This window comes from Candidatus Dependentiae bacterium (assembly GCA_035445995.1).
In the GTDB taxonomy this organism is placed as follows: Bacteria; Babelota; Babeliae; order Babelales; family Vermiphilaceae; genus DAOMRS01.
Genome location: DAOMRS010000001.1, coordinates 384203 through 410968 on the forward strand (window position 1 = coordinate 384203; position 26766 = coordinate 410968).

The following is a 26766-nucleotide window of genomic DNA, read 5'->3' on the forward strand; positions in this document are numbered from 1 at the left end:
ATGATAAAAAGATACGCACGATTATTCATAATCAGTTGTATTACATCGCTATGCTATGGCATGGAACAAGACATAAATCTTGTAGATTTACCAAAAGATAATTTTATTGAAATTATCACACAAATAGTCAGAACCACTGGCATACCAGCAATACAAAACAATGCTGACGTTCCGGTCATTGCCAAATACCTTACCTGGTTATCATGTACCAACAAAATGTTTTATACCACGGTAAATAATCCTCCTATGGTTCAATTAATCATCAAAGAAATGGCAGCCCGATTTGGCATACCTGAAATAAACGCTGCACTTCACCTAAAAACTCCTAGCGCACAAGCATGGTTACAGTCACATTTTCTAGATAAACCTGAGGATGTAATCATGACAGGTATAGATTATGTCTTGCATACTGCCGCACAGGAATTCATTAAAGAACATGCTTTGATACAAATTATATTAACATCTATTCAGATATCTCAAACTACGACTACTCATCGAACTATTTTTATGACAACACAAGAAAACAGAGATAGTTCGGATTACGATATCATTTTCTACACACCATGGGGAAAATATACCTATTTAATTAAACCATCCTTAGGTTGGATTGATGAGATGTTTGATCTTTTTATGCAACATATATGCAATAAGCTATCTGCAACAATTGAGCACATACCAGAAGTAAAATCAGTACCATTAAAAAAATTAAAAGAAAATAATCTGACAAATAATATCGGTATAGTATTATTTTATCAAAACATATATGAAGATATAGATTATGCTGATGCAAAAAAGCTACTTACTACCAATCAGGTATTTAGTTGTTATTATGGTCCATGTACATATCGTGTACATACGGTTGCAGGACATAAAATACCCTCTCCAAATATTTTTGATTATACACCATTACAAAGACAAGTACTCGGACAAGTACCTACATACAGACTCCTACCTCGTCAAAAAAACAATGAATCTTTTACTGAACCAGATGAACAACCATTGGATACCATAGATCAACTTTCCAATTGGGCAGGTATGAGGCTAGAAAATAAAATGGATAAGCAAATCTATGAGTATGTTATAGATAAATTCAAACCTGAATCTATTAATGACTTTATTCAGCTTATTACAACGGGTTGGCAAAGAACAACCTTAGAAAACTGCAGCGGTATTCTATGTAAACTTTCACCAGCAGACTATTTTCTTGTAAAAAAAGAATTTGAAATACCCTGCGTATACTCTTTCATGCAATTAATTGCCTATAAACTCAAGCTAACCGGCAAATTAATAAGCACCTGGAAAAGATATAAGTTTACCGGTAGCGAATTTCATGATGATTCATTCACTGCTTATCTTTGGATTCGCAAAGATGCCTCCGATGAAGTAGTACATAAACTAAAGTTGCAAATAAATGAATAAACATACATTAATCACTCTTCTGCAATCTTACCACCCGTCCGACTCGCATGAACAATCTGTCAAACAACGCATGCTTGAATTCATGCATCAATACGATAATTGTTTTGAACGTTCACTCACCATTGGCCATTTCACGGCATCTGCATGGTTGCTCAGCAAAGATGGCAACAATGCGCTCCTCATGCACCATGCAAAACTGAACAAATGGGTACAATTGGGTGGCCATTGTGACGGTGATCACGATGTACTGCGTGTTGCTATTAAAGAAGCTCAAGAAGAATCCGGCATGCAACATATTGTTCCCGTACACCACAACATTTTCGATATAGACATACATCTAGTTCCTGCTAATCCAAAAGAAGCAGCACATTACCATTATGATGTACGCTTTTTGCTACAAGTTACCAGCAATGAAACCTTCGTACAAAATAGTGAATCAAAAGAATTACGCTGGATTGGTAAAGATCGGAACGAACTACCAACAGATCAACCATCCGTTGTACGCATGTTTAATAAATGGCTTATACTATAAAAAGCCCCTTGGTAACAAGGGGCTTTGTTTCATCTTAGTTTTGAATTCATCAAAAACTTAAAGCAGCTTGCCTGCTAATCTACTCAATTCACTGCGTTCGCTCGTTTCTAAGAACACAGATCCAAACAGCTTTTGACCACGGAATTTTTCACTCGTGTACACTAAACCGTTACTACCAAAATCCAAATATGGTGAATCGATTTGGTACGGATCACCTGCCAAAATTATTTTACTACCTTCGCCCACACGAGTAATTAAGGTTTTGACTTCATGCGGCGTTAAGTTCTGCGCCTCATCAATCAAAATAAATTGATACGGTATTGAGCGGCCGCGCATATAGGTAATCGCTTCCAAACTTACCTTGCCTTGGTGCATCAGTGTATCGAGTGATGCAAGTCCACCGGTTGATTTGCGATATTTTTTGCGTGCTTTGCCCTTGCGCCTGCCATGCTCAGTTTCCAACTCTTCAAAGTGGTGTGCAACATTAACCTCATGCATAATGAATTCCATGTTGTCGTAAATTGGCAACATCCAACTGTGGAGTTTTTCTTCAATCGTACCGGGCACATACCCAATGTCTCTGCCAAGCGGTACTACCGGGCGAGAAATTAACATTTTTTCATACTCATCATCTATAAGTACTTGATGCAATCCAGCAAGCAATGCCAAAAATGTCTTACCGGTTCCGGCAGGCCCAAGTAAGGTAATCAAATTAATATCATGGTCAGTCAACAAATCAAGTGCCATAAATTGCTGCGCATTACGCGGATTGAGTGGCCATTTGAATTCCGGTCGCTCCAATGACTTGAACATACCATCACCCATGTACCTAAACACACGATAACGCTCTGGATTATGTTCATCTTCAAACAACACATATTGATTTAAACTTAAGTCAGCATCTTCTATCATTGAAGTCAATCGCTCAGACACACCCTGCTTGAGTTCAGCTCCCGGCACCTTAACACGTGTCCACCCTTGGTAAAATTCCTGCTCGGATATATATTCCTTCATATAATCCTGCACCGCAATACCAAGTGCATCTGCTTTTACCCGTGCATTCAAATCTTTGGAAATAAACTGCACATCATGACCTTGCTCTTTGAGCATAAATGCTACAGAAACAATGATGTTATCTTCTATGCGTAAAGAAAATGGCATGATGATTGCTTCATCAGCTGGTGGGAAAAATACTTGGATAATAGTACCATCTTCTAGGGTAACTCCAGTACCCAAAGATCCTCTACCACGCAATTCATCCAACAGACGAATGGTCTCACGTGCATTACGCCCGCGATCGGTTCCTTCTTTTTTAAATTTATCTATTTCTTCAAGAACGATTGATGGAATTGCAACCCATGATCCTTTGAATGCATACATAGCGGTTGGATCATGAATTAAGACGTTGGTATCAAGGACGTATATTCTTTTTTTTTCTAACCTTGTGGATTTTGTCATAATGATTGACACCCAGTTAAGAAGTTATTGATATACTACCACTCTCTCTTTTCAAAGAACTGAATTAATCAGCGCTCTTTTGTGGATCCTAGCATAGGCAAAAGTGGACAGGCAAACATGTATTTTTTTTGGCGACATGTTATACTTGGATCGGTAGAAACAGTCAAAATACTTGAGTGAGTTACGAAGGATCTGAGTATGTCTCAAAATAATGATCTACAAAAATTGCGTCATTCTGCTGCCCATCTTCTGGCACATGCGGTACTTGAATTATTTCCAGATACCATCCTCACGATAGGTCCTGCAACCAAAGAAGGTTTTTTCTATGATTTTCTACCAACTACCAATTTCAAAGAAGAAGATCTTACCAAATTAGAAGCACGCATGCACGAAATCGCCAAACGCAATTTACCAATCACACATGAACAAATGCCCAAAGATCAAGCACGTGCCCTATTTAAACATAATAAATTTAAACTTGAACTGATAGACAGCATCCCTGATGATACCGTTGGTATTGCTCGCCAAGGTGACTTTGTAGACTTATGCAAAGGCGGTCATGTTGCGGCAACCGGGGACATAAAACATTTCAAACTACTTTCTATTTCCGGTGCATACTGGCGTGCAGATCGCAACAATCAAGCACTGCAACGTATTGCTGGCACTGCATTCCCCAGCGCAAAAGAACTTCGCTTGTTTGAACAACGGCGTGAAGAAGCAGCAAAATATGATCACCGCAAACTTGGCAAAGAATTGGATCTGTTTTCATTCCATGAAGAAGGGGTTGGATTTCCATTCTTCCACCCGCATGGCAAAACCGTACTCAACACCATGCAACACTACTTGCGCAACAAGTTAGAAGAAGCTGGCTATCAAGAAGTTGCAACGCCGATGATGCTTTCTGATGAACTCTGGCGTGCATCCGGTCACTATGCACATTACAAAGATAATATGTACTTTTGTGATGTAGAAGACAAAGTGTATGCGGTCAAACCCATGAACTGTCCCGGCGCCATTTTAATTTACAAAGAACGCCCGCGCTCATACCGTGATTTACCATTGCGCTTGGCAGAATTTGGCCTGGTACACCGGTTTGAGTTGTCGGGTGTACTGCACGGACTATTCCGTGCGCGCGCATTCATGATTGACGATGGCCATATTTTCTGTACACCGGATCAAATTGAACAAGAACTTGTCAGTGCCATACAAATGGTTAAAGAAGTATTAAACAAATTTGGATTTACCAACATCACCGTTGGCCTATCTACTAAACCAAATAATGCTATGGGTAGTGATGATTTGTGGGACCGCGCAATCAACGCACTCAAAAACTCACTTGAAAAAGCAGGTCTTGCATACAACATTCAAGAAGGTGAAGGTGCATTCTACGGACCTAAAATTGAATTTTTGATAGAAGATTCTATGGGACGCACCTGGCAGTGCAGTACCGTACAGCTTGATTTCTTCTTGCCGGAAAATTTTGACCTGACGTACACAACACCACAAGGAACCAAAGCCCGTCCAGTGATGATCCACCGTGCTATCTACGGTTCATTTGAGCGCTTCTTTGGCATCTTGCTTGAACATTACAAAGGTAAATTACCGTTCTGGGTCGCACCGGTGCAAGTTACGATACTTACCATTACCGATGAGCAAAAAGCATATGCACGAAGTATACTTGAACAACTAAAAGCCCATGGTATTCGCGCAGAGATAGATGAAACATCTGACCAAATTTCTGGCAAAATTAAACGCGCTCAACTTGCCAAAATTCCATGGATGCTCGTAGTTGGCCAAAAAGAAGTTGAAAATAACACGATTACCTTGCGACACACCGATGGCAAACAAGAATTTGGGTTAACACTGGATGAAGTGTTGCAGAAAGCTACACAGGAAGTAGCTTGAACTATAACAACATAAGCAATTTTTAAAATCATATGAAACATACTAACTGGTCATTATTTTTTGTCATAGCATGTGGTGTCACCTATCTATGGTGGTACAAAAAAACGATCACCACAGAACAGCAAGCACAAGGTATGGTGATAATTCTTAATGGACCTTCCGGATCAGGCAAAAGTTCTATACAAAAAGAGTTTCAACAACTGATGATGCCCAACTTATGGGTTAAGGTTGGTATCGACAATTTGTTTGATAAAGTTATGCCAGATATTACACCAAACAACGTAGCATTCTGGCAAACAGCAAATCCTATTCGTTGGGTAGAAGAAATACACGATATTGAAGGCGCTAGTGCTATCAAACTATTAATGGGGCCACAAGGAGAGCGCGTTGCTTATGCAATGAATAGCGCCATTGCTGCATATGCACAGAATGGTTGTAATGTAATTGTTGATTACATTGCATACAATCCTGCATGGTTCAAAGATCTTGAACAAAAATGCAAAAACTTGACTACCTATTATGTAGCGGTAGAAATCCCACTCGATACATTGGAAAAACGTGAAGAAGAACGCGGCACCTCACCCAAAGGGCATGCACGCAGTCATTATGCAACGGTATATGGTGATAAGCAATATGATCTCGACGTAAATAGTGGCGTACATACTGCACAAGAAATTGCAGAACAGTTGAAGAAATTGGTTGAAAAATAAGGGGAATAATCACATGCACTATATCGATTTATCCCGCACAATTACTCCTGATCTGCCCTGTTGGCCGAATGATCCCCCACTCGTTTTGGAACAGATTACCAAATATGGATTTGTTATTGATAATATCGTCAACACCGGCATGCACATTGGCACGCACATTGATGCTGCGCAACACATGATAGCAGGTGGCAAATCACTTGCACAATATCCGGTAAGCAAATTCATTGGACGCGGTGTAATACTGGATGCATCTGGTCGAGATACCATTGATGTGGATCTTTTGGAAGATGTTTATATGCAACCGGGTGATATCGTGCTTGTCCACACCGGACGAGATAAAGCATTTGGCGTACCGGCATATTTTGAAACTTATCCGGTATTTACCGAAGCATTCGGATATAAACTGGTTGAACATAAAATTAGTATGGTTGGCATGGATTCACCGACACCAGATAATTATCCATTTCCTGTGCACCAACTATTATTGCAACATGATGTTTTAATTATTGAAATGCTTACTAACTTAGACAAACTATTCGGTATTTCTAAATTCACAGTTATCGCTTTACCACCAAAATTTGATACTGCAGGTGCATTTGCTCGAGTAATAGCATTTGTTGATAAAATTTAGGCATAGTCAGTTTTTTAACATTACATGAGTATCGGTTTTGAATGTTATATCTATAACACCCTGAGACATAAACATATCTACAAACTGCTTATACATTTCTGCTCTATTTTTAGTATCATCTGTCGTCAAAAGCAACTGTTGGTTATACTCAGCAATGTCTTCCACTATTCGTTCATACCGGTAATAAGCAAGAATATCCTTATTGATCTCAGTTTTTCCATAACCTTCATAAAAAAATTCTTCTTCGTGAAGATCATTCCAAACATTACCAACACCCCCACCGATAAACATCAAATCTCGCTCTTTAGGAGCCATAATAGGTTGGTCCCAATCTACTATATAAAGAGAGCTATCATTAGCTATCAAGACATTGCCAGCATGTATATCAGAATGACATAACACAAACTTAAGTGACTTTTTCTGAATCTGCTGTCCTAATTGCTCTGCACGATCTACCAAGCGCTGAATGGTTTCTCTATGTTCTTGCATAAGCGTTAATAGATTCAATGCTATCTCATCAGTTACTTGTGGGTTAGTATCAATATAGGTATAGATTGACCGGACCGCTTCACACCATTTAGACGAATAAGTTTCGTGCCTAATCTTATCTTTAATAAATGGAGGTAACTGAAATTCATGTATTTGCCTCAAGGCTTTGCCCAGCATAACCCATTGCTCATTGGTCAGAGCGCAATTAAACCCATCTAATCCTTGGATAAATGGATATACAATAAAAGTAAAATCATCAATATAGTGGGTTGATTTGCCATACTTTGTTTTTATAGGAGCTATAATCTGTGGAATTCCAGAATCATGCAGCATTTGTTGTACCATAACACCAATATCACAATGGTGACTATGTTTAATCTTTACAAAATAAGTTGAATTGTCATGCGCTTGAGCTTTATATACTGATGCATTTACATCTGCACCCAAAGGAATAAATGTCAGCGCAGCAACTTCAATACCATAATCAGTATTGAGACAATCAATAATACGTTGATTAGAAAGGAATTGCTTTTCTGTCATAGGTAAAATGTACCGGTAAAAATATGAATAATAAACAATTATGCTTTACCTAAAAACTCAGAGCAAGATAATTTTACAAAAAAATTATAATATAGGTATACAGAAAAAAATAATTACAAAATATAGGTAGTTTTATGAAACCAATATTCCACACAAGTGCATTACCTGAGCATTATGACCCTGCAGCAGAAACTTATGATGCGTTTAACGAACAACTATCTGCAACAATTAATCAGACCATCACCAACATACTAAAAGAGCATAAAGTACGTTCAGTGCTTGATATGACCTGCGGTACCGGGTCACAAGTATTTTGGCTTACCCAAGAAGGCTTTAAAGTCGTTGGCTCTGATATCAATAAAAAAATGTTGGATATTGCACGGCAAAAAGCTAAAGCCAATAACCTCGATATACAATTTATAGAAGGCGATATGCGTACTACACAAATTGATACGTTTGATGCAGTCATTACCATATTCAATGCAGTCGGCCATCTGACGAAATCTGATTTTGAACAAGCCATACGCAACATATATAGTAATCTAAATCCTGGTGGATTATATATTTTTGATATCTTTAATTTGGATTACTTGTTGCATGGCAATAATATCACAACTCTGACTATTGATTGGCAAAAAATTGTTGATAATATTGCCGTACGAGACATTCAATACAGCACCATAGATCAAGCAGGTATCCTATCCTCATATACCACACACTATGTAAAAAAAGACAATGAGGAGCCAACCATTACAGAAAGTGCACAAACATTACAGGTATACACTGCACAACAATTACAAGATATGCTCCAGCGCAATGGATTTAAAGTACTCAATCAATGTGCTATTGATGGGTCATCATTTGCCCCATATGAAACCGAGCGTATTTTAATTGTTGCACAGAAAGTATAACTTCTTATCGGAGATATCTATGTACGATATTACTATTCGTCATTTCAAGCCATCTGATACACCCGAACTGATCCAACTATTCCGCGATGCAGTACACACAATCAACATTCAACACTACGCTCCGGAACAAATTGCCGTCTGGGCACCAGAAGATATTGATCAAGACAAATGGCTTAAATCACTCGTACAAAATATCACCTTTGTAGCAGAGCTTGATGGCAAGGTTGTCGGCTTTGCCGACATGACGCATGAAGGCTACTTGGATCGACTCTATGTGCACAAAGATTACCAAGGTCGATTCATTGCATTCCGATTATTCAAGCATATTGAGCAAGCTGCGCGTAAACTTGGCCTGACCAAAATCACCACTGATTGCAGTATTACCGCACGAATTCCTGCAGAGCGGATGGGGTTCAAGGTGGTCAAAGAACAGATAGTGGTACGCAAGGGGGTTAAGCTCAAGAATTATGTGATGGAAAAAGAGTTATAGTTCTTATCAATATGTCTTTGCATAATATCTTGATCATAATAACAGCCATTAATATAAAGTGCATTTTTATGTTCACCGCATTTTATGAATCCAAGTTTTTTGTACAATTCAATAGCAGCTTTTTGTGTGGTAGTTACAAAAAGCATAACTTCAGTTACATGCTCACTCTTTCTTAATTTTTCTAAAACTGAACGGACTAAGATTTCGCCTATACGAAAGCCTCTATATGTTGGTTTTACGTATACGCTTATTAATGTAGCCACGTGTCTGCAAGCAGAAAGATGCGCCATTTTGCACATAGCACCAGCTACCCCAATAAGCTTACCCTCATTTTGAACAAAACTAAGCCACATATTATTGCCATGTTGTGCATCTTCGAGCAGTTTTTTATATGATTCCAATGATCGGCTTTCCTCATCTTGTACAGAACCACCAATTCCTTGTGGATCATTCGTCACCGCATCTATGCGCAATGCACGAAATTCTTCCCATCGCTCTGGAGCCAAATCAAATGGGTTTATCGTTGCAAGCATTGCATAAGCATTAATTCCCATGCTTAAAAAACATACTATTAAAAACATTATTTTGTTCCTTAGCCCCAATGTTCTAATTTTTTTATGATTAGCCAAATACCTTTTTATGCCAAAATGCTTTTTTATTATCATAAAACCATTTTTTGTTATCTTCAGTTAAAAATCTGCTCAATTGTTTTATGTCAATTTTGTATCTATAGAATAATGCAAGAAGTTCCATAAGATCAGCATCTGGTATTACATCAGTTTCAAAGTACAAATACAACTCGTCTCCAATACCATCAAATTTTTTGATAGATGGTATTTTCTGTATCCATACAAAAAATAACATTTCATCTAATGCAGAAAAATACCAAATTTCTTTGCATGTTAAGACCAATTTATATTTATTATTTCCTTTTCGGTCTTCTTTACTTTCAGGAAAAATATTCTTATGTCTTCCTGTCTTTAGGTTATGAACATCCCAATGTGGACCTACATGCATTTATATCTCCTGAATTTTCTAAATTATAATCCACGCTTCTTCCACCAATCATCTGTTTTGAATTCTTCTGGTAAAATTCCTTCTTCTTCAGCATAAGTATCATTTTCTATGCCATACTCTTTTTCCAAGATATCAAAATATTGATCGCGCAAGCTTTCGGGCAACTTTGTACCACACCAAGGACAATATAATAAACATTGTATTGCAGTTATTTTTTTTCTATAGCTCAATGGGATATAATATTCTCTATATTTAGGTATATACCCTATCTGTACTCTAATATCTTCTATAAAGTTATTCATCAACTCACAACAATGTTCAGACGTATTTTTTATTTGCATTTTTTCACATATAAATCTTAAACAACCATCATAGGTAGGCTACAAATACTTGTAGTCTATAGTCATCTTCGTCATCTGACATATTTTCTTCTATTGTTACTTCACTCCAAGGGATACCTTCATGATACGACGAAGTTTTAAAATTTTTCAATATTGACAATGAGTCATGAACCAAATCAATCTTGCAACCAAATGGCAGCTGTGTAACGTGCCCAGAAATAATATTAAAACGTAACTGACTTGCCATCTCATCAAACCACATGTATAACGTTTTATCTTGATTATTACTTTTTATTTGTAAAATAAGGTTATTGACAAATTTTTGTAAATCCTGTATCGACACTGTTTCTACTGCTCCTGGGTCAAGCGATATGCCCCACATATTAGTCAATGTTTCTTCATCACGTAGCTGGTGATTACCAGTTATGAGTACTGGACTATTCAAAATAATATTTAAATCACTAGCTTGCTTAATAATGATATGATTCATGAACAACCTATTATATCTTTGTATGGTATAAATATACCCGTTGGACCCTTATGTTTTCCCATTATGGGACTTCCTTGAGCATCTGCATCAAAAATCCATTCAAGTCCTTTAGATGTTTCTTTGAAAACTTTATATTGCGAACCACCATGACTTGCTCGATCCTTAGACCACCAATATTTTGTATCTGGATCTTGGTATATATTACCAAACCGTTGCGTTCTTCCTCTCTTACCTTTTTTTGATTTAAATTTATCAAAAAAATTTGTTTTATTATTTTTGTCTTTATTTTCCGGATCTTCCGGACTACCACCTGCTGCCATTTTTGAATTGTTGTTATAATTACTCTGCGCATTATTATTCTCTTTTTGGTGCTGTTCAATATAAGCGGTATTAAATGACAACTTATAATCTACAACTTTTCTGCCAGCGATCTTTTTCCATATAATGCCAGCAACGCTTCCAATCACCAGTCCACCTACAACAGCCGGCGCACCAATGCTCAAACCAAATAAACTTCCAAGTGCACCAAGCTCGAATGGGATTTTTGCCCCAGCTAATAATGCAACTGGCAACACCATGTTATGTGTGAGTACTGCATGTTGACCAACCAAGAAGGTGTGCGTATTTTGTACTTCAATAGAACAGACTGCTCGTTTATTTTTTATAAACTCAACATAAGTAACAGGAATTAATGTGTTGTATTGTCCCAGAAGAATATCACCTTGGCGCAGCTCATATGCAGATACCCATTTGTTGGTCAGTGCAAGATAGAATTCTTGTGTAGGTGTACAGATAATGTCATTACAACCACCATCAAGCCCTAGCGCAAAATAACAGTTAGTTTCACTTTTACCACCACTGGCAACATGACTACTCACCCAACATTTTTTATCAACATCATAACTTGCTATAGATTGTTTTTTGTTCTTTGCAGCAAGTTCACATATTTGCTCCAAAGGATACCAACTATTATGATCATTTTTGACTAAAGTAGATGGATCAAAACCATGGGAGCATAATTGAGATATGAATACTAAGCAAAAACCAGCAAGTATATAATACTTCATTGATCCCCTTTGACTAACTCACCGTGATTTTTTCACGCCCACGCGGGGACACAGATCTGCAATTGCACATCTTGAACAAAATGGCGATATCGGCACACATACATTCTGGCCGCTAACTAGAAACCTGTCCACTTATTGTTGCCCGGGATTGAAGCTGCGCTTGTAAAGCAAGAACTAATAGTTTTAACTCATTATGATTCTGCTGCAATAGATCATGATCGCCCTTCAATTGTTGCAACTCTTTTGTTATTCGTTTAAACTTTTTTCTATTTCTTAATTTTTCCTTGCGCAATTCAGTATTAGTCTTTTGTAATTCAGTATTAGTCTTTTGTAATTCAGTTTCATTATGACTCTGTTGCGATTCATTACTTCGCAAGGTGCGTCTATGTTTACTCACCTCTAATTCAGCATCATTCAATCTATTGTGAATTCGTTGCAAATTGGATTCTGTGGATACAATAAATCTATGTACTAATGGATAACGATCCGGTCGTTTACCTCTGTGTAGGCGTTGTATTTGATCTGTATGCATAGACTGTATTTGAAAACTCATACACAGCACAAAAGTACTAAATACGATCAGATATTTTTTCATAGATGCTCCTTATTTTGTTATGCGCTATGGAAATTTTTAAAGCACAGGCTATAGTTACTACCACAAAAGTCAATCTCTTCACCGCGACTTTTTCACCCCTACCCGCGGGCATAGATCTGCAATTGCACATCGTGAACAAAATGGCGATATCGGCACACATACATTCTGGCCCCACATGACGAGGAGCTTGTTCCACTCACTCCAATATTCTTTGGGCAGAATTTGTTGCAGTGCTTTTTCGGTTTGTTCTACAGTCTTGGTTTTGATCAGTCCAAGGCGATTAGAAATACGATGCACATGGGTGTCCACACAAATAGCGGGAATACCAAAGCCATCGGCCAACACCAGATTGGCTGTTTTGGAGCCCACGCCCGGCAAGCTCATGAGCTCATCTTTGGTATGAGGGACTTGCCCATTGAAGCGCTCTAAAATCTCTTTGCTCATGGCATGAATATTCTTTGCCTTGGTCCGATAGAAGCCGGTTGGGTAAATAAGTTTTTCTACGGTCTTGAGAGGTAGCTTGAGCATAGCTTGGGGGGTTTTGGCATGCTTGAAGAGTTCAAGCGAGGAAGGGAGTGAAATGGTATCTTTTGTCCGTAAGCTCAGAACACAGCTGACAAGTACCAGGTATGGGTCACGTCCAAATTTTTGGACAATTTGAGTAGCCGCCGGTGCCTCCATTCCTTCAGTTGCTATGCGCAACTTCTTGACTATTTGTATGGCGCGCTCACGGAGCGCATGATCCGACGGCATAACCTGCTCCTATAACGACCTTTAAGATTGTCGAGAGGTCGTTTTTTTGTTAGGATAAAGTATTAGGTGAGGTTTGGGTTAATTCCCTGGAGGTCTTGAGTCACCACTCAACAATGCTAGTACAACAAAGATAAGAGACAGCGCTGCCCGGTTAGATAAAATTATATTCAAGTAGCGAGATAAGTGATTAAGCATTTAAACTCCTAAAAAAGCTTTTAACTAACAAGATTATCGCTAAGTATAATGCCACAAAACACGAATATCAATAAAACATGGTAAATATAATAAATTCCTTGATTTCTGTTGATGTAATAATTGGCAGTCCCCCTTTTCTGCTCAGTGTTTTTATTATCTTTTTTTTATTCAAGGCATTATTATTAACTGCTCTTGTTAAAAAAGGCATACAAACAAACATAGCTAAATTACCATTAATCTTATTAGCTATTATTTTATTAAGTTCTATGCTTGAAAACTCTGCATGGATATACAAATTTGTTCGTTCTTTATGGTTTCCACACACGGACTTTCGAATTTATCTTTTTTGGTTACGTTTGACATGGGGATTGTCTGTTATTCATTTCCAAACAATTGTATTATTTTTAGAAAGTTTAATAACAACGACACTTAGACTCAGATGGTATCATTACATACTTATCACTATTACCAGTTTATTTTTCTTATTTTTTACCGGACTGGCTATATTCAATTTCGATTGTGCTGAGAACATAGCTCGCCCGGAAATTGAATTCAGCGTACTAAAAATAGCTGGTATATATTCTAATGCTATTCTCTTTATTGCTGGGATTATAGCACTGTATCAATATCGGCAAAAAAATTTACCTCGTATCTTAAAAAAACAATTACAAGTATTACTTCAAGGTATAATTTTCCCCTACTGGTTATGCGATATCCTTCAAATTTATCCTCTTTCTTTTTCTCCAACTTGGACAACCAATAGCTACACATTTGCATCACTATCAAACATAATTCTTATATTCGCATTCTATTTCTGTGCCCGTAGGATTATGGGGTTACGCTTCCTCAATTTTGAAAATCATGTACACACCAAAATTACCCGTTTTAGTTTTATGGATGATTTCAAAAATACCCTTGAACAATTGAGTTACGTTAACACTATTGAAGAGCTGCGTCATATTACCCAAAGTTTTTTCAAAGAAGCATTTGATGTACCTCTTGGCAAAACAGCACTGCATATCCGTATATTGGATGCAGCTAGCGCTGAGCTACGCCAACACGATATTATCACCAGCTGTGTGGAAACATTTTTTGGTATGCAAGATCAGAATGTACTCGATCATATCCGCCAGCAAAAAATACTCATCTATGACGACATTACATTCAGCAATTTTTATGAAAATCATGAAGCAGGCAATGCTATCGTCAGATTTATGGACAACTTAAATGCCGATGTATTCTTACCTATTTATGAAAAAAATAATTTGGTTGCTTACATTATCATTGATCGCCATGCACGCTTTGACCAATTCTATAGTAGTATCGAGCGAGATGAAATGCTTGTATTCTCAAGCTACATGGGAAATATTATTCACCTATTACAAAGCAAATCGGTTGAAACACTGACACGTCAAACCAAAGAAATACAAGAAGAGTTGTATCGTAAACATCAAGAAATTAACCAATACAAAGAAAGTATTCGTTCATTTTTGCGATATAAAAAACAACAAAGCATTGGTATTATTTTTTACAAAAACAATCGTTTTGTATTTGGCAATCAAACAGCCAAGGAACTTATTCAAGTCAATATTAATATACAGTTAGGACATCCGATTAGTCGAGCACTCAAAAACGTTGCACAAACTGTAGAACAATACAAAACACCTCAAACAAGTTTTATCAAAGATGTACAAGGTAATCCACTCGTACTTTCTGCAGTACCACATTTGGAGCATAACCAAGTTATTATCATGGTACATTATCCGGAAATATCTGATATTCTCAAAAAACAACTTGATCTATTGCATGATCCTTCAGAATGGGATTTTGTATTGTATCTAGAAACCACTGAATCTGGTAAATTAATTAATCAATTAATTCCCGGATCCGGGCCAGCATTGCTCAAGTTTAAAATTGAATTGCTCAAAATCGCATTGAGCAGAAAGGCTATATTGCTCGATATGCCTGAAGAAGATTTGCTCTCAACCGTCGAACTATTACATCACACTAGTTTGCGTGATAACTTACATACACTCGACTTGCAACACCCCATAAAAAATAATGATATTGCCATACAATTATTCGGTATTAATCCTATTTTTGGGATTGAGCATGACAAGCCGCTTCTTGAAGTATTGGATAAAACAGGAACCTTGTATATTAAAAACATTGAATACTTAGACCAAGAAACACAAAAACACCTAGCAGAATTTATTCGCTATGGTTTTTTCCGCACCTTCAAAAGTGACCAAAAAATTCCAAGCCATGTACGTATTATCTGTTCGAGTAACAGAGACTTGCAAACACTTGTACAACAAAATGCTTTTAATGCTGATTTGTTCAATGAACTTAAGCAAACCACCCTTTCTATGCCATCACTTGTAACTTTACCAGATGATGAATTGAAAGATTTAGCACAAGGATTCAGTGATTTGGCAGTCAAAACACAAGCATTTAAAAATATGCTTACATTGTCCGAACGTGATAAAGACAAAATCGCACACATGCGGCCTGCAAGTTTGCAAGAACTTAAAACAAATGTACAAAATATATTAGTGAAAAAATCTCAGAAAAGTAATATCTATGAAGAAACGGGATTTGATCCTGCTTACCAAACTATTGACCCTGAGTTAGCGCGAGTCGCACGCCTTGGCAAGCAGGCATTAAAGGATCGCAAGATTATGACCTTATTGTGGGAAAAATTTCAAAGCCAACACAAAATTGCTGCGTTTCTTGGTGTCAATAGATCGTCCGTGAGTCGACGATTCAAAGAATATAACCTAGAGTAGTGATCCTTTTGCCCATACCTCTCATTTTTGTTGCGTTTGTGTATCAACACACTCTATACTCACGAAGGTGGAAAACGCAAAAATGTTTTCACAACCACAAGTAATTGACACAAAAGATCAATTATTTGACTATCATACATCATGATTTGGACTCCTATGGGTTCCTAAGAAGTAATAGTTATGTTAAAGTACGTAGAGTAGTATAAACAGTTGCATATGCAAAATCAATGATAACATGGTAAAAATATTAGAAGCACTTAATACAATTGTTCATAGCCCGCAGTTATTGCTTGCTACTATAACAATTTCATTTACCGTTAAAACATACTTTTTGGCAATTCTTATTCCAAAGGGCTTAAAATCAAGAACTTTCCATAGGCCATGGTTCTTTGCCTTGGGCATTTTGGGGTGTTCATTATTTGGTGATATTGCGTGGATGATTAAGCTATATCGTCTTGTATTTAATCCAGCCATTTCGTACACAACAGTCACCTTCTTGACTCGTATTGCATGGACTTTTGTAGTTCTACAATATCAATCACTTGCCTTCTTTATCCAAAGTTTAATGGATAAATATTTTAAGCCCACGCGTATCCAACAATTCTTTGTATGCGTTAGCATGCTCATAGCGGGATATTTTTTATATGAAGCATTCTTTGATACTACTTTAATAAGTGAAGAAGAACGCGAACTTGCCAAAGCGTTGAGCACCAACATTCCATTAGAAATAAATGCCATGCGCTACACCGTACTCTATATCTTATTTGGGCTCATTGTACCTAGTTTATACAATACGTTCCGCTTGATGCGTTCCAAGTTACTTCCTAAAATTTTACGTAAACAATTAAATATTTTTATCAAATATTTGGTATGTCCTTATTTGATGACTGAGGTTATACAAACCTCATATTTTATGGTTATTGCCATTCAACCATACATTCTACCTTTGGTAAATTTCTCTACGATATTGCTTATTATGGCTACCTATTATTGCATGCATAAAGTCATGGGACTACGATTCTTGAATTTTTCAAGCCACGTCACGTCTGTGCCACGACTCAATGCTCTTTCTAACTTCAAAACACATTTGGAACAACTCAGCCAAGCAAGTAGCCTCTATGAACTCATGCAAGTAACTCAACTATTCTTCAATGAAGCCTTACATGTTCCCCTGCGAGATACGACACTTTTGAGTCGTCAGGATGAACATGTAGTAGGCGCACAAATGAATGACAAACATTTAACTAAAAAATTAGTCGAAGAATTCATGCGATCACACAGCGATTCTGTCTGCAAAATTATTGAAAAATTAAAAATTTTGGTCTATGACGAAATTGCATTCTCTCACTTTTATGAAGAAGATGAAGATCGTAATGCGCTACTTAATTTCCTTGATACCATTGATGCAGAAATCTTTTTACCTATTTATGCGCAAAATAGCATGATTGCATATATCACCGTAAAAAAAGGTGCTCGCGGTGATGCATGTTATAATGATAGTGAACGTGATGAAATGATTGTATTTGCAAGTTATTTGGGTAGCAGCATTAACTTACTTAATAACAAAAACCTTGATACCATGGTCACCCATGCTAAAAAACTACAAAACGAACTTTACATTAAACATCAAGAAATAAATCAATACAAAGAAAGCATCCGCTCATTCTTACACAACAAAAAACGTAAAGACATGGGCACCAAAGATATTGGTATCATTTTTCATAAAAACCGAGAGTTCGTATTTGGTAACCAAGCGGCAAAAGAACTGATTCAAATAAACCTCAATGAACAACCTGGGCACCCACTCAGCAAGGCCTTCAAAACTATTGCACATGATGTGTATACCTACAAAGCTCCACAAAAACAATTTGCTAAAGACAGTAATGGTAATACACTCGTACTTTCTGGCGTACCTCATTTGGAACAACAACAAGTAATTATTACCGTATCATATCCTGATATTGCAGACATTATTACTAATCAATTTGGTCATCTACAAAATCCAACCATGTGGGATTATGTATTGTATTTAGAAACAACTGAAACTGGTAAACGTATTAATCAACTTGTTCCGGGTACCGGCGAAGTAATATTGAACTTTAAAATTGCATTACTCAAAACTGCATTAAGCAAACAAACCGCTCTTATTGATGTGCCTGATGATGATATTGTGCCAATCGTAGAATTATTACATAGCATTAGTCTGCGTGAAACACTTTATACGCTGAATTTGCAGTATGTAACACAGCACCAAGATATTGCCATGCAATTATTTGGGACCAACCCAATACTCCGCTCATCTGACGAACGCCCTCTATTAGAAGTTTTGCATGACAGCGGTACCCTATTCATAAAAAATATCCACTTACTTGATCTGGAAACACAAGCGTTGCTCACTGAATTTATGCAACAAGGATTATATCGCCCCTATAAAGGTGATCAAAAAGTAGCAAGCAATACGCGTATATTATGCTCAACTAACCAAAACTTATCATTGTTAGTGCGAGATGGAAAATTCTTGGCAGAATTACTCCACGAACTCAAGCGCAATACACTTTCGATGCCATCACTCATTGCACTACCAACTGATGAATTGTTCAATTTGGCAGATGGATTTGCTGAACAAGCAATTCAAGCACACACGTTCCAAAACTTATTATCGCTTACCGATAAAGATAAACAAAAATTAATACAAAAACAGCCAACAAGCCTCCAAGAATTAAAGACACGCGTACATCAGATATTATTACTTAAATCAAAAGAAAATAATTTAGAACAAGATCCCGATCTTGACCTGGTATACGATGTGAATGATCCACTGCTCATTGAAGCTGCACGGCTTGGTAAATATGCACTCAAAGATCAAAAGATCATGTCCACCCTATGGGAAAAGTTCCAAAATCAAAATAAAATTGCTACATTCTTGGGCGTTAATCGCTCATCAGTCAACCGGCGATGTCGAGAATATAATTTAATCTAGCTCTGATAGGTACCACCATGAACTTAGAGCAATTTAAGTCAAAGAAAAAAGAATTTCTTACGTATCTTCAAGTTGAACGCAACCTGTCCGATCATACTTTACGTGCTTATGAAGGCGATCTACGTCAATTTATTACGTTTTGGGAATATCTAGCACCAGCAGAACAAAAAAGTCTGGGGCTTCGGCAAATTATTGAACGATATTTAGTAGGACTTTTTTATAAAAAAATAGATAAAAGTTCTATTGCACGTAAATTTTCATGCTTTAAATCTTTTACCCACTTTTTGCAATCACAAGGTATAAAAATTGATTTGAATCTCAAGCGCCCACGCTTGGATAAAAAGCTGCCTGTCTATTTAAGCATTGATGAAATGTTCCATCTACTGGATTCCGTTAATAACAATGAATTGCCAACCCGTTATCCGCTTCGTGATAAAACTATTTTAGAACTTTTATATGCTACTGGCGTACGGTGTTCGGAGCTGATCAGCATGCGCCTGTGTGACATTGATATGGATAATAAAACCATACGCGTAAGTGGTAAAGGTAAAAAAGAACGTATCGTATTATTTGGCGATAAAGCAAAAGATAAATTAGCTGAATATATTCTTACTGAACGTCCAGCTGCAAAAAAACAAGATGAACCACTTTTTTTGAATTACCGCAAAGAACCCTTTACAGCACGCTCGGTACAACGCGTTATTGAAATGTTCCGTAAATTTCTAAAAATTGATCGACACATAACTCCTCACAAAATTCGCCATTCATTTGCTACGCACTTACTCAATCAAGGAGTAGATTTGCGTGTAGTGCAAGAATTGCTTGGCCACAAAACACTCGCAAGCACCGAAAAATATACCCACGTATCTCTCGATGATCTTGCCCGTATGTGTGATGCCTTACACCCTATAAATACTATGCTCAAAAAGAAATAGTAATGAACCTACGCTCACAACACACACTCAATTACAAGATCTACATCATCGCTTATATTACCTATTGTATTATCGGCATTATGGTGCTTCGTTTAATGTACCTACAGATCAGTTTAACGGAACGCTTTACCACACGCAGTCAAAAAAACTTTTTGCAAATCAAAACAATACAATCACCTCGCGGCAATATTATTGACCGCTATGGCAGATTACTCGCTACCAACCGTCCACTCACTAATTTACTATGGCAAGGTACCGGACAATATCGCTTGCTACCAGAGCAATACGATATGCTTGAAAAAATAAGTGCTATAGTCAATAAACCAATCACACACGATGAAGAATTAATAAAAAAAATTACACACGCAGAACGTCACCGCAAGCAAACACTTATTGCAACTGATCTATCACTCGAACAGTTAAGCCAAATTGCAGAACAGTTTTCAAGCACATCAAATATAACTATTTCAACCCACTTTAAACGACATTACCCACACCACGCCTTTGCAAGTCATTTGCTCGGCTATCTTGGCACTATGGGCATAGATCAATATGGCAAAACAGGACTGGAAAAATTATTTGAAGACACACTCAAAGGTGAACACGGAACCGAAGTAAATGTTATCGATTCACTTGGTCGCAATGTAACACAAACCACACTCAAAGAAGCTCTTTGTGGTAACACCATACAAACCACGTTAGATATTGATTTACAACAACTGTGTGAGAATGTATTTCCTGCTGATGTATGTGGTACCTGCATTATTATGGACCCGACCGATGGCGCATTACTTGCCGTATTGTCTCGTCCTAATTTTGATCCAACTATTTTTTTAGAAAAAATACGTGATGATGTATGGCAAGAATTACAAAAAAACAATCCTTTTTTAAATCGCGCATTTAACGCTATGTACCCTCCCGGCTCCATATTTAAACTCATTACCATAACTGCAGCACTTGAAGAACATTTAATAGAACAAGACGCCACCTTTAACTGTAAGGGCTTCTATACGTTTGGTGATCATACGCACTGGTGTAATCGTAAATCAGGCCACGGTAAATTAACACTTAATCAAGCTTTAGCACAATCATGTAACCCGCCACTGTATTACATTGGCGCTCATATGGATATTGATACATTGGCAAGCTATGCGTATAAATTCGGCTTAGGCAAAAAGACAAATACTATGTTCCCTGAGCAAACAGGCATTGTCCCAAATAAAAGTTGGAAACAAGAAAAAAAAGGAGAACGATGGTGGCCTGGTGAAACCTTGTCGGTCGCAATTGGCCAAAGCTTTTTATTGGCAACACCTATCCAAATCGCACGTATGATCTCTGCCATTTACACGGGTTATTTAGTAAATACACGCATTCTGTTTAATCAACCTATAGAAAAGCAATTACTTGATATCAATCAAGACACACGTAAATTCCTAAAAAAATCAATGCGACGAGTAGTTACTAGTGGTACAGGTAAACGATTAAAATATCTAAAAGATATCAAAGTCTATGCAAAAACGAGTACTGCTCAAACAAGTGCTCTAGAAAAACGTAATTTATCCGCTGATTATTGGGAACACGGTTGGTTTGCAGGCAACATTGTGTATAAAGACCATGCACCACTAACCATAGTGATATTGGTAGAACGTGCCGGTTCAGCTTCAGTATCAACCGAAATTGCCAAGGAGTTCTTAATTAGATATAAAAAGCTAATGGATGGAAAAGTTTAAATATAATCTATATAAAAAAAGGGACCCCCAAGGGCCCCTTAAATTTTGAATACAGCATCATTTACGCACGATCAGCTTGTGCAACTTTTTTTGCCAAGCGACTCATTTTGCGAGCTGCGGTACCGGCATGGATTAAGCCTTTGCTTTTTGCACGGCTTAATTGGGCACTCACGTCTTTCAATAATTCTTTTGCTTGTGCAACATCTTGTTCTTCAAGCGCTACTAATACTTTTTTAGTTGCTGTTTTGATTGCAGATTTGCGTGCAAGATTACGTACTGATTTTTTTTCTGTTTGTTTTACGCGTTTTTTTGCAGATTTAATATTTGGCATCGATGCCCCTTTAGATTACCCGGAATTAAATAACTTTTTGAACTTTACCAGCTTTTACACACTTAGTACAAACTTTACCACGGTGCACGGTGTTCTTGCTACTGCCAACTAGGGTAAAACGCATAGCGTGAACATTCGGATATACCCATTTTTTTGTACGGTTATTTGCATTACTAACATTCATGCCAACGCTTGGACCTTTGTTGCATACTGCACAAATTCTTGCCATGAGACAAACCTCTTGAGCTTTAAGTGATTTTTTAGATACCTGCCCCATGGGCAGTATAAGCTGATTAGTTACCTATTTATAGAATCTCACTATACCAAAAGTTCATAATTTTTCAACTAAAAACCCGCCATTTTCAACTCTTTTATCAATCCTTGATAAACTACCGGGGCGCCTGCAATACACGAAGTATAGTTGGGGGTAACATTCTTACCTGTAATGTCTGTTACCTGACCCCCTGCCTCTTGGATTAATAATATTCCTGCAGCTACATCCCACCATGCCAAATACGTCAAAAATAAGCCATCTAAACGGCCACATGCTACATAAGCAAGGTCCAAAGCAGCCGCTCCAAAATGCCTTACTGCCCTGGCTTTTTTTGCTATAGAACCAAGGGCATCTACCAATGGACCACGTTGCTTGCGCAAATAGGGCAAGCTAATGGCAACTATGGCATCATCAAATACATGTGGCGTTGAAACGTTAATCTGTTGGCCGTTGAGCCAAGCTCCTTTGCCATGCTCAGCATAAAAAAATTCATTTAAAATAGGTTGATATATAGCTGCTACAATAGGAATATTGTTTTCAGTCAATGCAACCGAAATGCAAAAATATGACAGCCCTTGAGCAAAGTTAGTAGTACCATCAAGCGGGTCTATTACCCACTGCAAGACAGCTGTTCCTGAACTACCCGATTCCTCTGCTAATATGCTTGCTTCTGGCAATAATGCATGCAATTCTTTTTTTAAGAACTCTTCACTTGCTATATCTGCCTGGGTAGCAAAGCTATTACCTGATTTGGGCATGCGAGTCAATTGCTGTGCGGTAGGTACGTAGGAAAGTATAATATCACCTGCCGCACGCATGATAGGCTCAAGTTGCTGCTGCCAATCAAGCACTCCTTTTTTGTGCATATATGAACCTAATTAAGAAAGTTTATGTTCAGTACGCGGCTCAATACCAAGCAACACATAAATTTCACCTGCATACATCGTTTCTTTTTCTAACAATGCTTGTGACAATGCATCAAGTTTATCACGATTTGAACGCAATAAATCACATGCTTTTGTATAACACATATCTATGATATTTTTTACTTCTGCATCCAATTGTTCTGCTGTTTTTTGTGAATACACAAAGTCTTGGTTGCTTTGGCCATATATAATAGGCCCTACTTGTGCAGACATACCATAGTTACACACCATAGCGCGTGCAATTTTACTTGCTACTTGAAAGTCACTGTATGCTCCCGTAGTTGCAGAATCAAACACCAGTTCTTCTGCAGCACGACCACCCAATGCAGACGCAATCGATGCAAGCATTTCATCTTTAGTAGACGTATGTTTTTCACGTTCAGGCAAATAATGAGTAACACCTAACGCACGACCACGAGGAATAATAGTAACTTTATGTAATGGATCAGTATGCTCTGGCATTAATAAACGAACTAATGCATGTCCTGCCTCATGATATGCAGTAACTTTTTTGTCATTTTCAGTTAATACAATAGTTTTAAGTTCTTTGCCAAGCATAATTTTATCACGTGCTTCTTCAAAGTCCTCTATAGTGACATAGCCTTGTTCACGTTTTGAAGCAATAATTGCCGCTTCGTTAATTAAATTTGCAAGATCCGCACCAGAAAAACCTGGAGTCCCTTGTGCTATTTTCTTTAAATCAACATTTTCAGAATCAACTTTTACGTGCTGTGCATGCACACGTAAAATCTGTTCACGACTAGTAACATCCGGATATGGTACATCAACATGGCGATCAAAACGACCTGGTCGCAACAATGCTTTATCAAGAACGTCCACCCTATTGGTAGCTGCAAGCACAATAACCGGTGCTTCATTTGTTTGAAACCCATCCATTTCTGTCAATAATTGGTTGAGCGTTTGTTCGCGCTCATCATGCCCCCCACCAAGACCACTACCACGGTGACGCCCTACTGCATCAATCTCATCAATAAATACGATACATGGCGCATGTTTACGCGCTTGTGCAAACAAGTCACGAACACGTGCTGCACCTACACCAACAAAAACTTCTATAAAATCTGAACCACTAATACTAAAGAATGGACAGGTAGCTTCTCCTGCTACTGCACGAGCAAGCAATGTTTTACCATTTCCCGGCTCACCAACTAACAACACGCCACGTGGAATTTTAGCTCCCATGCGTTTATATTTTTGTGGATTTTTAAGAAAATCAACTACATCTTTGAGTTCTTCTTTTGCTTCAGTTACACCTGCAACGGAATTGAATGTTTCTTTAATAGTTGAAGGCATAAATAACTTAGCACGGCTTTTGCCCATGCTGAAAATATTGCCAGCACCACCACCATTAGAACCACCGCGTGATTGACGCATAAAAAAGAATATTCCCCAACCCAAAAGCAATAATAGGGGCAGAAGTGGTAAGAAATACCAAAGATTAAGAGTATGTGTTGAGGGAGAAACAACCATTTCTACATTATGTTCACGTAGAAGATCCCAATCCTTTTGACTAGTACCTATTACCGTTTCAAAATGAGTTCCATCCTTCAAAACGCCATAGACATCTTGTCCAGAAATACGTACACCACGTACCTCTGCTTGCTCGACTTTATCTAAGAATTGCGAATAACTCATAGTTTGAATAGTACGGTTTTGCTCGGTCAGTTGATGTAAAACATATAAGCTACCTACGAATATCAATGCTGCAATAAGGATATTTTTAGGGGTATTGCCCCAAGATTTTGTTTGTTTTTTTTTCATCGTGTTTGAACCTAGATTTGTGAGTTTTTACCTGGGATTTGCTTGCAAAAAACAAGCAACCATTTCTAGTTGAATATTACCATAAATGATACTTTATAGCAACCCTGCGAACCTGCTCAATCAGTCTTATTACTAGGTAAATTTACCCTATTAAACCACTGGATATGTGCCGTAAATCGGCGACCAAGTAGGGTAATCACAATGCGCTACTACGGGCGTAATATAGTGCCAATCTGAGGTCAACATGTTAAAAATACCCAAACGGGATCGGTCAGCCCGTTCTACTGATGCCAAAATATAATTGCCACATGGGGACCACGAACATTCATCCTTGTTTGCTTTATCATGGGTAATCTGTGTATGTTTTTTAGTGGCAATATCATAGGTAAAAATTTGCATAACCCCTTCTACTCGCTTAATATAGGCTATGCAGTTTTTAGTAGCACAATAGCTTGGCGAAGCACAATAACCTTCGCTAGAAATACGTTCTACTCGCCCAGTTGCCAGTTCATATTGAAAAATCTGTGGATATTCGGTCAAAAAATCAGAACAGAAAAACACAGTATTACCATCCGCAGTAAGCGTTGGTGAAACATTATTGCCATGCTGCATGGAACGATGTGTTATCGGATCAGTATATTGTAGTTTTTTGAATTTACTTGTTGCATCATAATAATATAGTTGGCAGTTGCCATCGCCACGTGACGCGCAATATACTACTTTTTTCCCATCATCAGAAAATGAAGTCAACATATTAATACCATCAAAGTCTGAAGCAATGCGCCGTTGTTTTTTCATATTAACTACCATCAAGCGTACATTTTCATTGGTATATTCTGAATAAAAAATTAATGGATTTTGCGCATCATGATTCCAACGCGGCACAACATTCACGGTTGGCGTATTAACAATAATTTTCTCATTCTTACCATCATAATCGGCAACACAAATATGCTTGATACTTTTGCCTTTTATCGGATCTATTTTTTTACAGTAAGCTATTTTAGTTGAAAAAAAACCAGGCTGCCCGGTTAGTGTTGGCCACACAGCATCTGCTATATTATGCGCCCATCCATTTGGATCTATACTACGTTTTGTATATTTTTTACCTTTCACCATATGCACACAAGCAGTGTCGTATACACGCCATTCGAATGCGCTCCCCTGTTTTGCTTCACTCATAAATATGGCCAATGGATAGCCCTGCTTGAATAAATCTTTAATATCTTTTTTTGATAAAGGCGTTTCTATTGGTTTAATTGCTACATCAAACTGACCACTAAATGTTAAATCATCTTGTAATCGTCCCGCAACTTGAAATAGTTGCGAATTTGAATCACCTACAACACAAATAGCTAATGGGACTTTTGCACGTTGTACACCTTGTACATCTATGTTTTGCGTTGGGTGTGTATAGGTTACTACTACACACATGACACTCAATAAACGATAAAAAATTTTAGTCATAATAATCCT

25 protein-coding genes are annotated in these 26766 nt (G+C 37.6%); 11 read left to right on the top strand and 14 right to left on the bottom strand.

What is annotated here, in order from left to right; translation table 11 throughout:
* Window positions 1-1419: a hypothetical protein gene (locus tag PK943_01890; GenBank protein ID HRN77964.1), complete on the top strand. Its 1419-nt coding sequence runs from the start codon at window positions 1-3 to the stop codon at window positions 1417-1419.
* On the top strand, window positions 1412-1951 hold the full coding sequence (locus PK943_01895; GenBank protein ID HRN77965.1) for an NUDIX hydrolase: 540 nt from the start codon (window positions 1412-1414) through the stop codon (window positions 1949-1951). The genes PK943_01890 and PK943_01895 overlap by 8 nt, the downstream gene beginning before the upstream one ends.
* A gap of 57 nt (window positions 1952-2008) precedes the next feature.
* Here PK943_01895 and PK943_01900 read toward each other — a convergent pair whose 3' ends face one another.
* Window positions 2009-3409 (bottom strand): PhoH family protein, encoded by a 1401-nt coding sequence (locus PK943_01900; GenBank protein HRN77966.1) that lies wholly within the window; start codon window positions 3407-3409, stop codon window positions 2009-2011.
* Window positions 3410-3607: 198 nt separating this feature from the next.
* On the opposite strand from PK943_01900, the gene thrS reads away from it, so the two are divergent.
* The 3 genes from thrS to PK943_01915 are packed head-to-tail and all read left to right on the top strand — an operon-like array spanning window position 3608 to window position 6655.
* Window positions 3608-5314 carry a threonine--tRNA ligase gene (gene thrS, locus PK943_01905; protein HRN77967.1) on the top strand — a complete coding sequence of 569 codons (1707 nt, stop codon included), beginning with the start codon at window positions 3608-3610 and terminating at the stop codon, window positions 5312-5314.
* A gap of 32 nt (window positions 5315-5346) precedes the next feature.
* Entirely contained in the window at window positions 5347-6024 is a 678-nt protein-coding gene (locus tag PK943_01910; GenBank protein ID HRN77968.1) for a hypothetical protein, read from the top strand.
* A gap of 13 nt (window positions 6025-6037) precedes the next feature.
* Entirely contained in the window at window positions 6038-6655 is a 618-nt protein-coding gene (locus PK943_01915) for a cyclase family protein (protein HRN77969.1), read from the top strand.
* A gap of 6 nt (window positions 6656-6661) precedes the next feature.
* Here the strand turns inward: PK943_01915 and PK943_01920 are convergent, their stop codons facing one another.
* A complete protein-coding gene (locus tag PK943_01920; GenBank protein HRN77970.1) occupies window positions 6662-7684 on the bottom strand; it encodes an aminoglycoside phosphotransferase family protein in 1023 nt (340 codons plus the stop codon).
* 134 nt (window positions 7685-7818) lie between these two features.
* Here PK943_01920 and PK943_01925 point away from each other — a divergent pair, with 134 nt between their 5' ends.
* Window positions 7819-8595: a methyltransferase domain-containing protein gene (locus PK943_01925; protein HRN77971.1), complete on the top strand. Its 777-nt coding sequence runs from the start codon at window positions 7819-7821 to the stop codon at window positions 8593-8595.
* A 19-nt stretch (window positions 8596-8614) separates the two neighbouring features.
* A complete protein-coding gene (locus PK943_01930; protein ID HRN77972.1) occupies window positions 8615-9085 on the top strand; it encodes a GNAT family N-acetyltransferase in 471 nt (156 codons plus the stop codon).
* Here the strand turns inward: PK943_01930 and PK943_01935 are convergent.
* The 7 genes from PK943_01935 to nth all read right to left on the bottom strand — a co-directional run bounded on the left by PK943_01935 (window position 9061) and on the right by nth (window position 13348).
* Window positions 9061-9666 carry a GNAT family N-acetyltransferase gene (locus tag PK943_01935; protein ID HRN77973.1) on the bottom strand — a complete coding sequence of 202 codons (606 nt, stop codon included), beginning with the start codon at window positions 9664-9666 and terminating at the stop codon, window positions 9061-9063. The genes PK943_01930 and PK943_01935 overlap by 25 nt on opposite strands.
* Before the next feature lie 40 nt (window positions 9667-9706).
* Window positions 9707-10102, bottom strand: coding sequence for a hypothetical protein (locus tag PK943_01940; GenBank protein ID HRN77974.1), 396 nt, complete (start codon window positions 10100-10102; stop codon window positions 9707-9709).
* 23 nt (window positions 10103-10125) lie between these two features.
* On the bottom strand, window positions 10126-10443 hold the full coding sequence (locus PK943_01945; protein ID HRN77975.1) for a hypothetical protein: 318 nt from the start codon (window positions 10441-10443) through the stop codon (window positions 10126-10128).
* Between the two features lie 28 nt (window positions 10444-10471).
* Window positions 10472-10933, bottom strand: coding sequence for a hypothetical protein (locus PK943_01950; protein ID HRN77976.1), 462 nt, complete (start codon window positions 10931-10933; stop codon window positions 10472-10474).
* Window positions 10930-12000 carry a Hint domain-containing protein gene (locus PK943_01955; protein ID HRN77977.1) on the bottom strand — a complete coding sequence of 357 codons (1071 nt, stop codon included), beginning with the start codon at window positions 11998-12000 and terminating at the stop codon, window positions 10930-10932. The genes PK943_01950 and PK943_01955 overlap by 4 nt, the downstream gene beginning before the upstream one ends.
* 112 nt (window positions 12001-12112) lie before the next feature.
* On the bottom strand, window positions 12113-12595 hold the full coding sequence (locus PK943_01960; protein ID HRN77978.1) for a hypothetical protein: 483 nt from the start codon (window positions 12593-12595) through the stop codon (window positions 12113-12115).
* Between the two features lie 78 nt (window positions 12596-12673).
* Window positions 12674-13348, bottom strand: a complete 675-nt coding sequence (gene nth, locus PK943_01965; GenBank protein HRN77979.1) for an endonuclease III — start codon at window positions 13346-13348, stop codon at window positions 12674-12676.
* 272 nt (window positions 13349-13620) lie between these two features.
* Here nth and PK943_01970 point away from each other — a divergent pair, with 272 nt between their 5' ends.
* The 4 genes from PK943_01970 to PK943_01985 all read left to right on the top strand — a co-directional run bounded on the left by PK943_01970 (window position 13621) and on the right by PK943_01985 (window position 21977).
* Window positions 13621-16332, top strand: coding sequence for a sigma 54-interacting transcriptional regulator (locus tag PK943_01970; GenBank protein ID HRN77980.1), 2712 nt, complete (start codon window positions 13621-13623; stop codon window positions 16330-16332).
* A 235-nt stretch (window positions 16333-16567) separates the two neighbouring features.
* A complete protein-coding gene (locus PK943_01975; protein ID HRN77981.1) occupies window positions 16568-19312 on the top strand; it encodes a sigma 54-interacting transcriptional regulator in 2745 nt (914 codons plus the stop codon).
* Between the two features lie 17 nt (window positions 19313-19329).
* Window positions 19330-20247: a tyrosine-type recombinase/integrase gene (locus tag PK943_01980; protein HRN77982.1), complete on the top strand. Its 918-nt coding sequence runs from the start codon at window positions 19330-19332 to the stop codon at window positions 20245-20247.
* 2 nt (window positions 20248-20249) lie between these two features.
* Window positions 20250-21977: a penicillin-binding transpeptidase domain-containing protein gene (locus PK943_01985; GenBank protein ID HRN77983.1), complete on the top strand. Its 1728-nt coding sequence runs from the start codon at window positions 20250-20252 to the stop codon at window positions 21975-21977.
* A 61-nt stretch (window positions 21978-22038) separates the two neighbouring features.
* Here the strand turns inward: PK943_01985 and rpsT are convergent, their stop codons facing one another.
* From rpsT to PK943_02010, 5 genes are all read right to left on the bottom strand, one after another.
* Window positions 22039-22308 (bottom strand): 30S ribosomal protein S20, encoded by a 270-nt coding sequence (rpsT, locus tag PK943_01990; GenBank protein HRN77984.1) that lies wholly within the window; start codon window positions 22306-22308, stop codon window positions 22039-22041.
* A gap of 25 nt (window positions 22309-22333) precedes the next feature.
* The gene (rpmB, locus tag PK943_01995; protein ID HRN77985.1) at window positions 22334-22537 is read right to left on the bottom strand and encodes a 50S ribosomal protein L28; all 204 of its coding nucleotides are present in this window, start codon (window positions 22535-22537) and stop codon (window positions 22334-22336) included.
* A 116-nt stretch (window positions 22538-22653) separates the two neighbouring features.
* Window positions 22654-23448 (bottom strand): inositol monophosphatase family protein, encoded by a 795-nt coding sequence (locus tag PK943_02000; protein ID HRN77986.1) that lies wholly within the window; start codon window positions 23446-23448, stop codon window positions 22654-22656.
* A gap of 12 nt (window positions 23449-23460) precedes the next feature.
* Window positions 23461-25290 (bottom strand): ATP-dependent zinc metalloprotease FtsH, encoded by a 1830-nt coding sequence (gene ftsH, locus PK943_02005; GenBank protein HRN77987.1) that lies wholly within the window; start codon window positions 25288-25290, stop codon window positions 23461-23463.
* A gap of 150 nt (window positions 25291-25440) precedes the next feature.
* Entirely contained in the window at window positions 25441-26757 is a 1317-nt protein-coding gene (locus PK943_02010) for a hypothetical protein (GenBank protein HRN77988.1), read from the bottom strand.
* Window positions 26758-26766 lie beyond the last annotated feature (9 nt).

Bases quoted from the DNA above. Each gene is read 5' to 3' on its own strand.
- PK943_01890 (HRN77964.1), top strand. From the start codon at position 1: ATGATAAAAAGATACGCACGATTATTCATAATCAGTTGTATTACATCG.
- PK943_01895 (HRN77965.1), top strand. From the start codon at position 1,412: ATGAATAAACATACATTAATCACTCTTCTGCAATCTTACCACCCGTCC.
- PK943_01900 (HRN77966.1), bottom strand. From the start codon at position 3,409: ATGACAAAATCCACAAGGTTAGAAAAAAAAAGAATATACGTCCTTGAT.
- thrS (HRN77967.1), top strand. From the start codon at position 3,608: ATGTCTCAAAATAATGATCTACAAAAATTGCGTCATTCTGCTGCCCAT.
- PK943_01910 (HRN77968.1), top strand. From the start codon at position 5,347: ATGAAACATACTAACTGGTCATTATTTTTTGTCATAGCATGTGGTGTC.
- PK943_01915 (HRN77969.1), top strand. From the start codon at position 6,038: ATGCACTATATCGATTTATCCCGCACAATTACTCCTGATCTGCCCTGT.
- PK943_01920 (HRN77970.1), bottom strand. From the start codon at position 7,684: ATGACAGAAAAGCAATTCCTTTCTAATCAACGTATTATTGATTGTCTC.
- PK943_01925 (HRN77971.1), top strand. From the start codon at position 7,819: ATGAAACCAATATTCCACACAAGTGCATTACCTGAGCATTATGACCCT.
- PK943_01930 (HRN77972.1), top strand. From the start codon at position 8,615: ATGTACGATATTACTATTCGTCATTTCAAGCCATCTGATACACCCGAA.
- PK943_01935 (HRN77973.1), bottom strand. From the start codon at position 9,666: ATGTTTTTAATAGTATGTTTTTTAAGCATGGGAATTAATGCTTATGCA.
- PK943_01940 (HRN77974.1), bottom strand. From the start codon at position 10,102: ATGCATGTAGGTCCACATTGGGATGTTCATAACCTAAAGACAGGAAGA.
- PK943_01945 (HRN77975.1), bottom strand. From the start codon at position 10,443: ATGCAAATAAAAAATACGTCTGAACATTGTTGTGAGTTGATGAATAAC.
- PK943_01950 (HRN77976.1), bottom strand. From the start codon at position 10,933: ATGAATCATATCATTATTAAGCAAGCTAGTGATTTAAATATTATTTTG.
- PK943_01955 (HRN77977.1), bottom strand. From the start codon at position 12,000: ATGAAGTATTATATACTTGCTGGTTTTTGCTTAGTATTCATATCTCAA.
- PK943_01960 (HRN77978.1), bottom strand. From the start codon at position 12,595: ATGAAAAAATATCTGATCGTATTTAGTACTTTTGTGCTGTGTATGAGT.
- nth (HRN77979.1), bottom strand. From the start codon at position 13,348: ATGCCGTCGGATCATGCGCTCCGTGAGCGCGCCATACAAATAGTCAAG.
- PK943_01970 (HRN77980.1), top strand. From the start codon at position 13,621: ATGGTAAATATAATAAATTCCTTGATTTCTGTTGATGTAATAATTGGC.
- PK943_01975 (HRN77981.1), top strand. From the start codon at position 16,568: ATGGTAAAAATATTAGAAGCACTTAATACAATTGTTCATAGCCCGCAG.
- PK943_01980 (HRN77982.1), top strand. From the start codon at position 19,330: ATGAACTTAGAGCAATTTAAGTCAAAGAAAAAAGAATTTCTTACGTAT.
- PK943_01985 (HRN77983.1), top strand. From the start codon at position 20,250: ATGAACCTACGCTCACAACACACACTCAATTACAAGATCTACATCATC.
- rpsT (HRN77984.1), bottom strand. From the start codon at position 22,308: ATGCCAAATATTAAATCTGCAAAAAAACGCGTAAAACAAACAGAAAAA.
- rpmB (HRN77985.1), bottom strand. From the start codon at position 22,537: ATGGCAAGAATTTGTGCAGTATGCAACAAAGGTCCAAGCGTTGGCATG.
- PK943_02000 (HRN77986.1), bottom strand. From the start codon at position 23,448: ATGCACAAAAAAGGAGTGCTTGATTGGCAGCAGCAACTTGAGCCTATC.
- ftsH (HRN77987.1), bottom strand. From the start codon at position 25,290: ATGAAAAAAAAACAAACAAAATCTTGGGGCAATACCCCTAAAAATATC.
- PK943_02010 (HRN77988.1), bottom strand. From the start codon at position 26,757: ATGACTAAAATTTTTTATCGTTTATTGAGTGTCATGTGTGTAGTAGTA.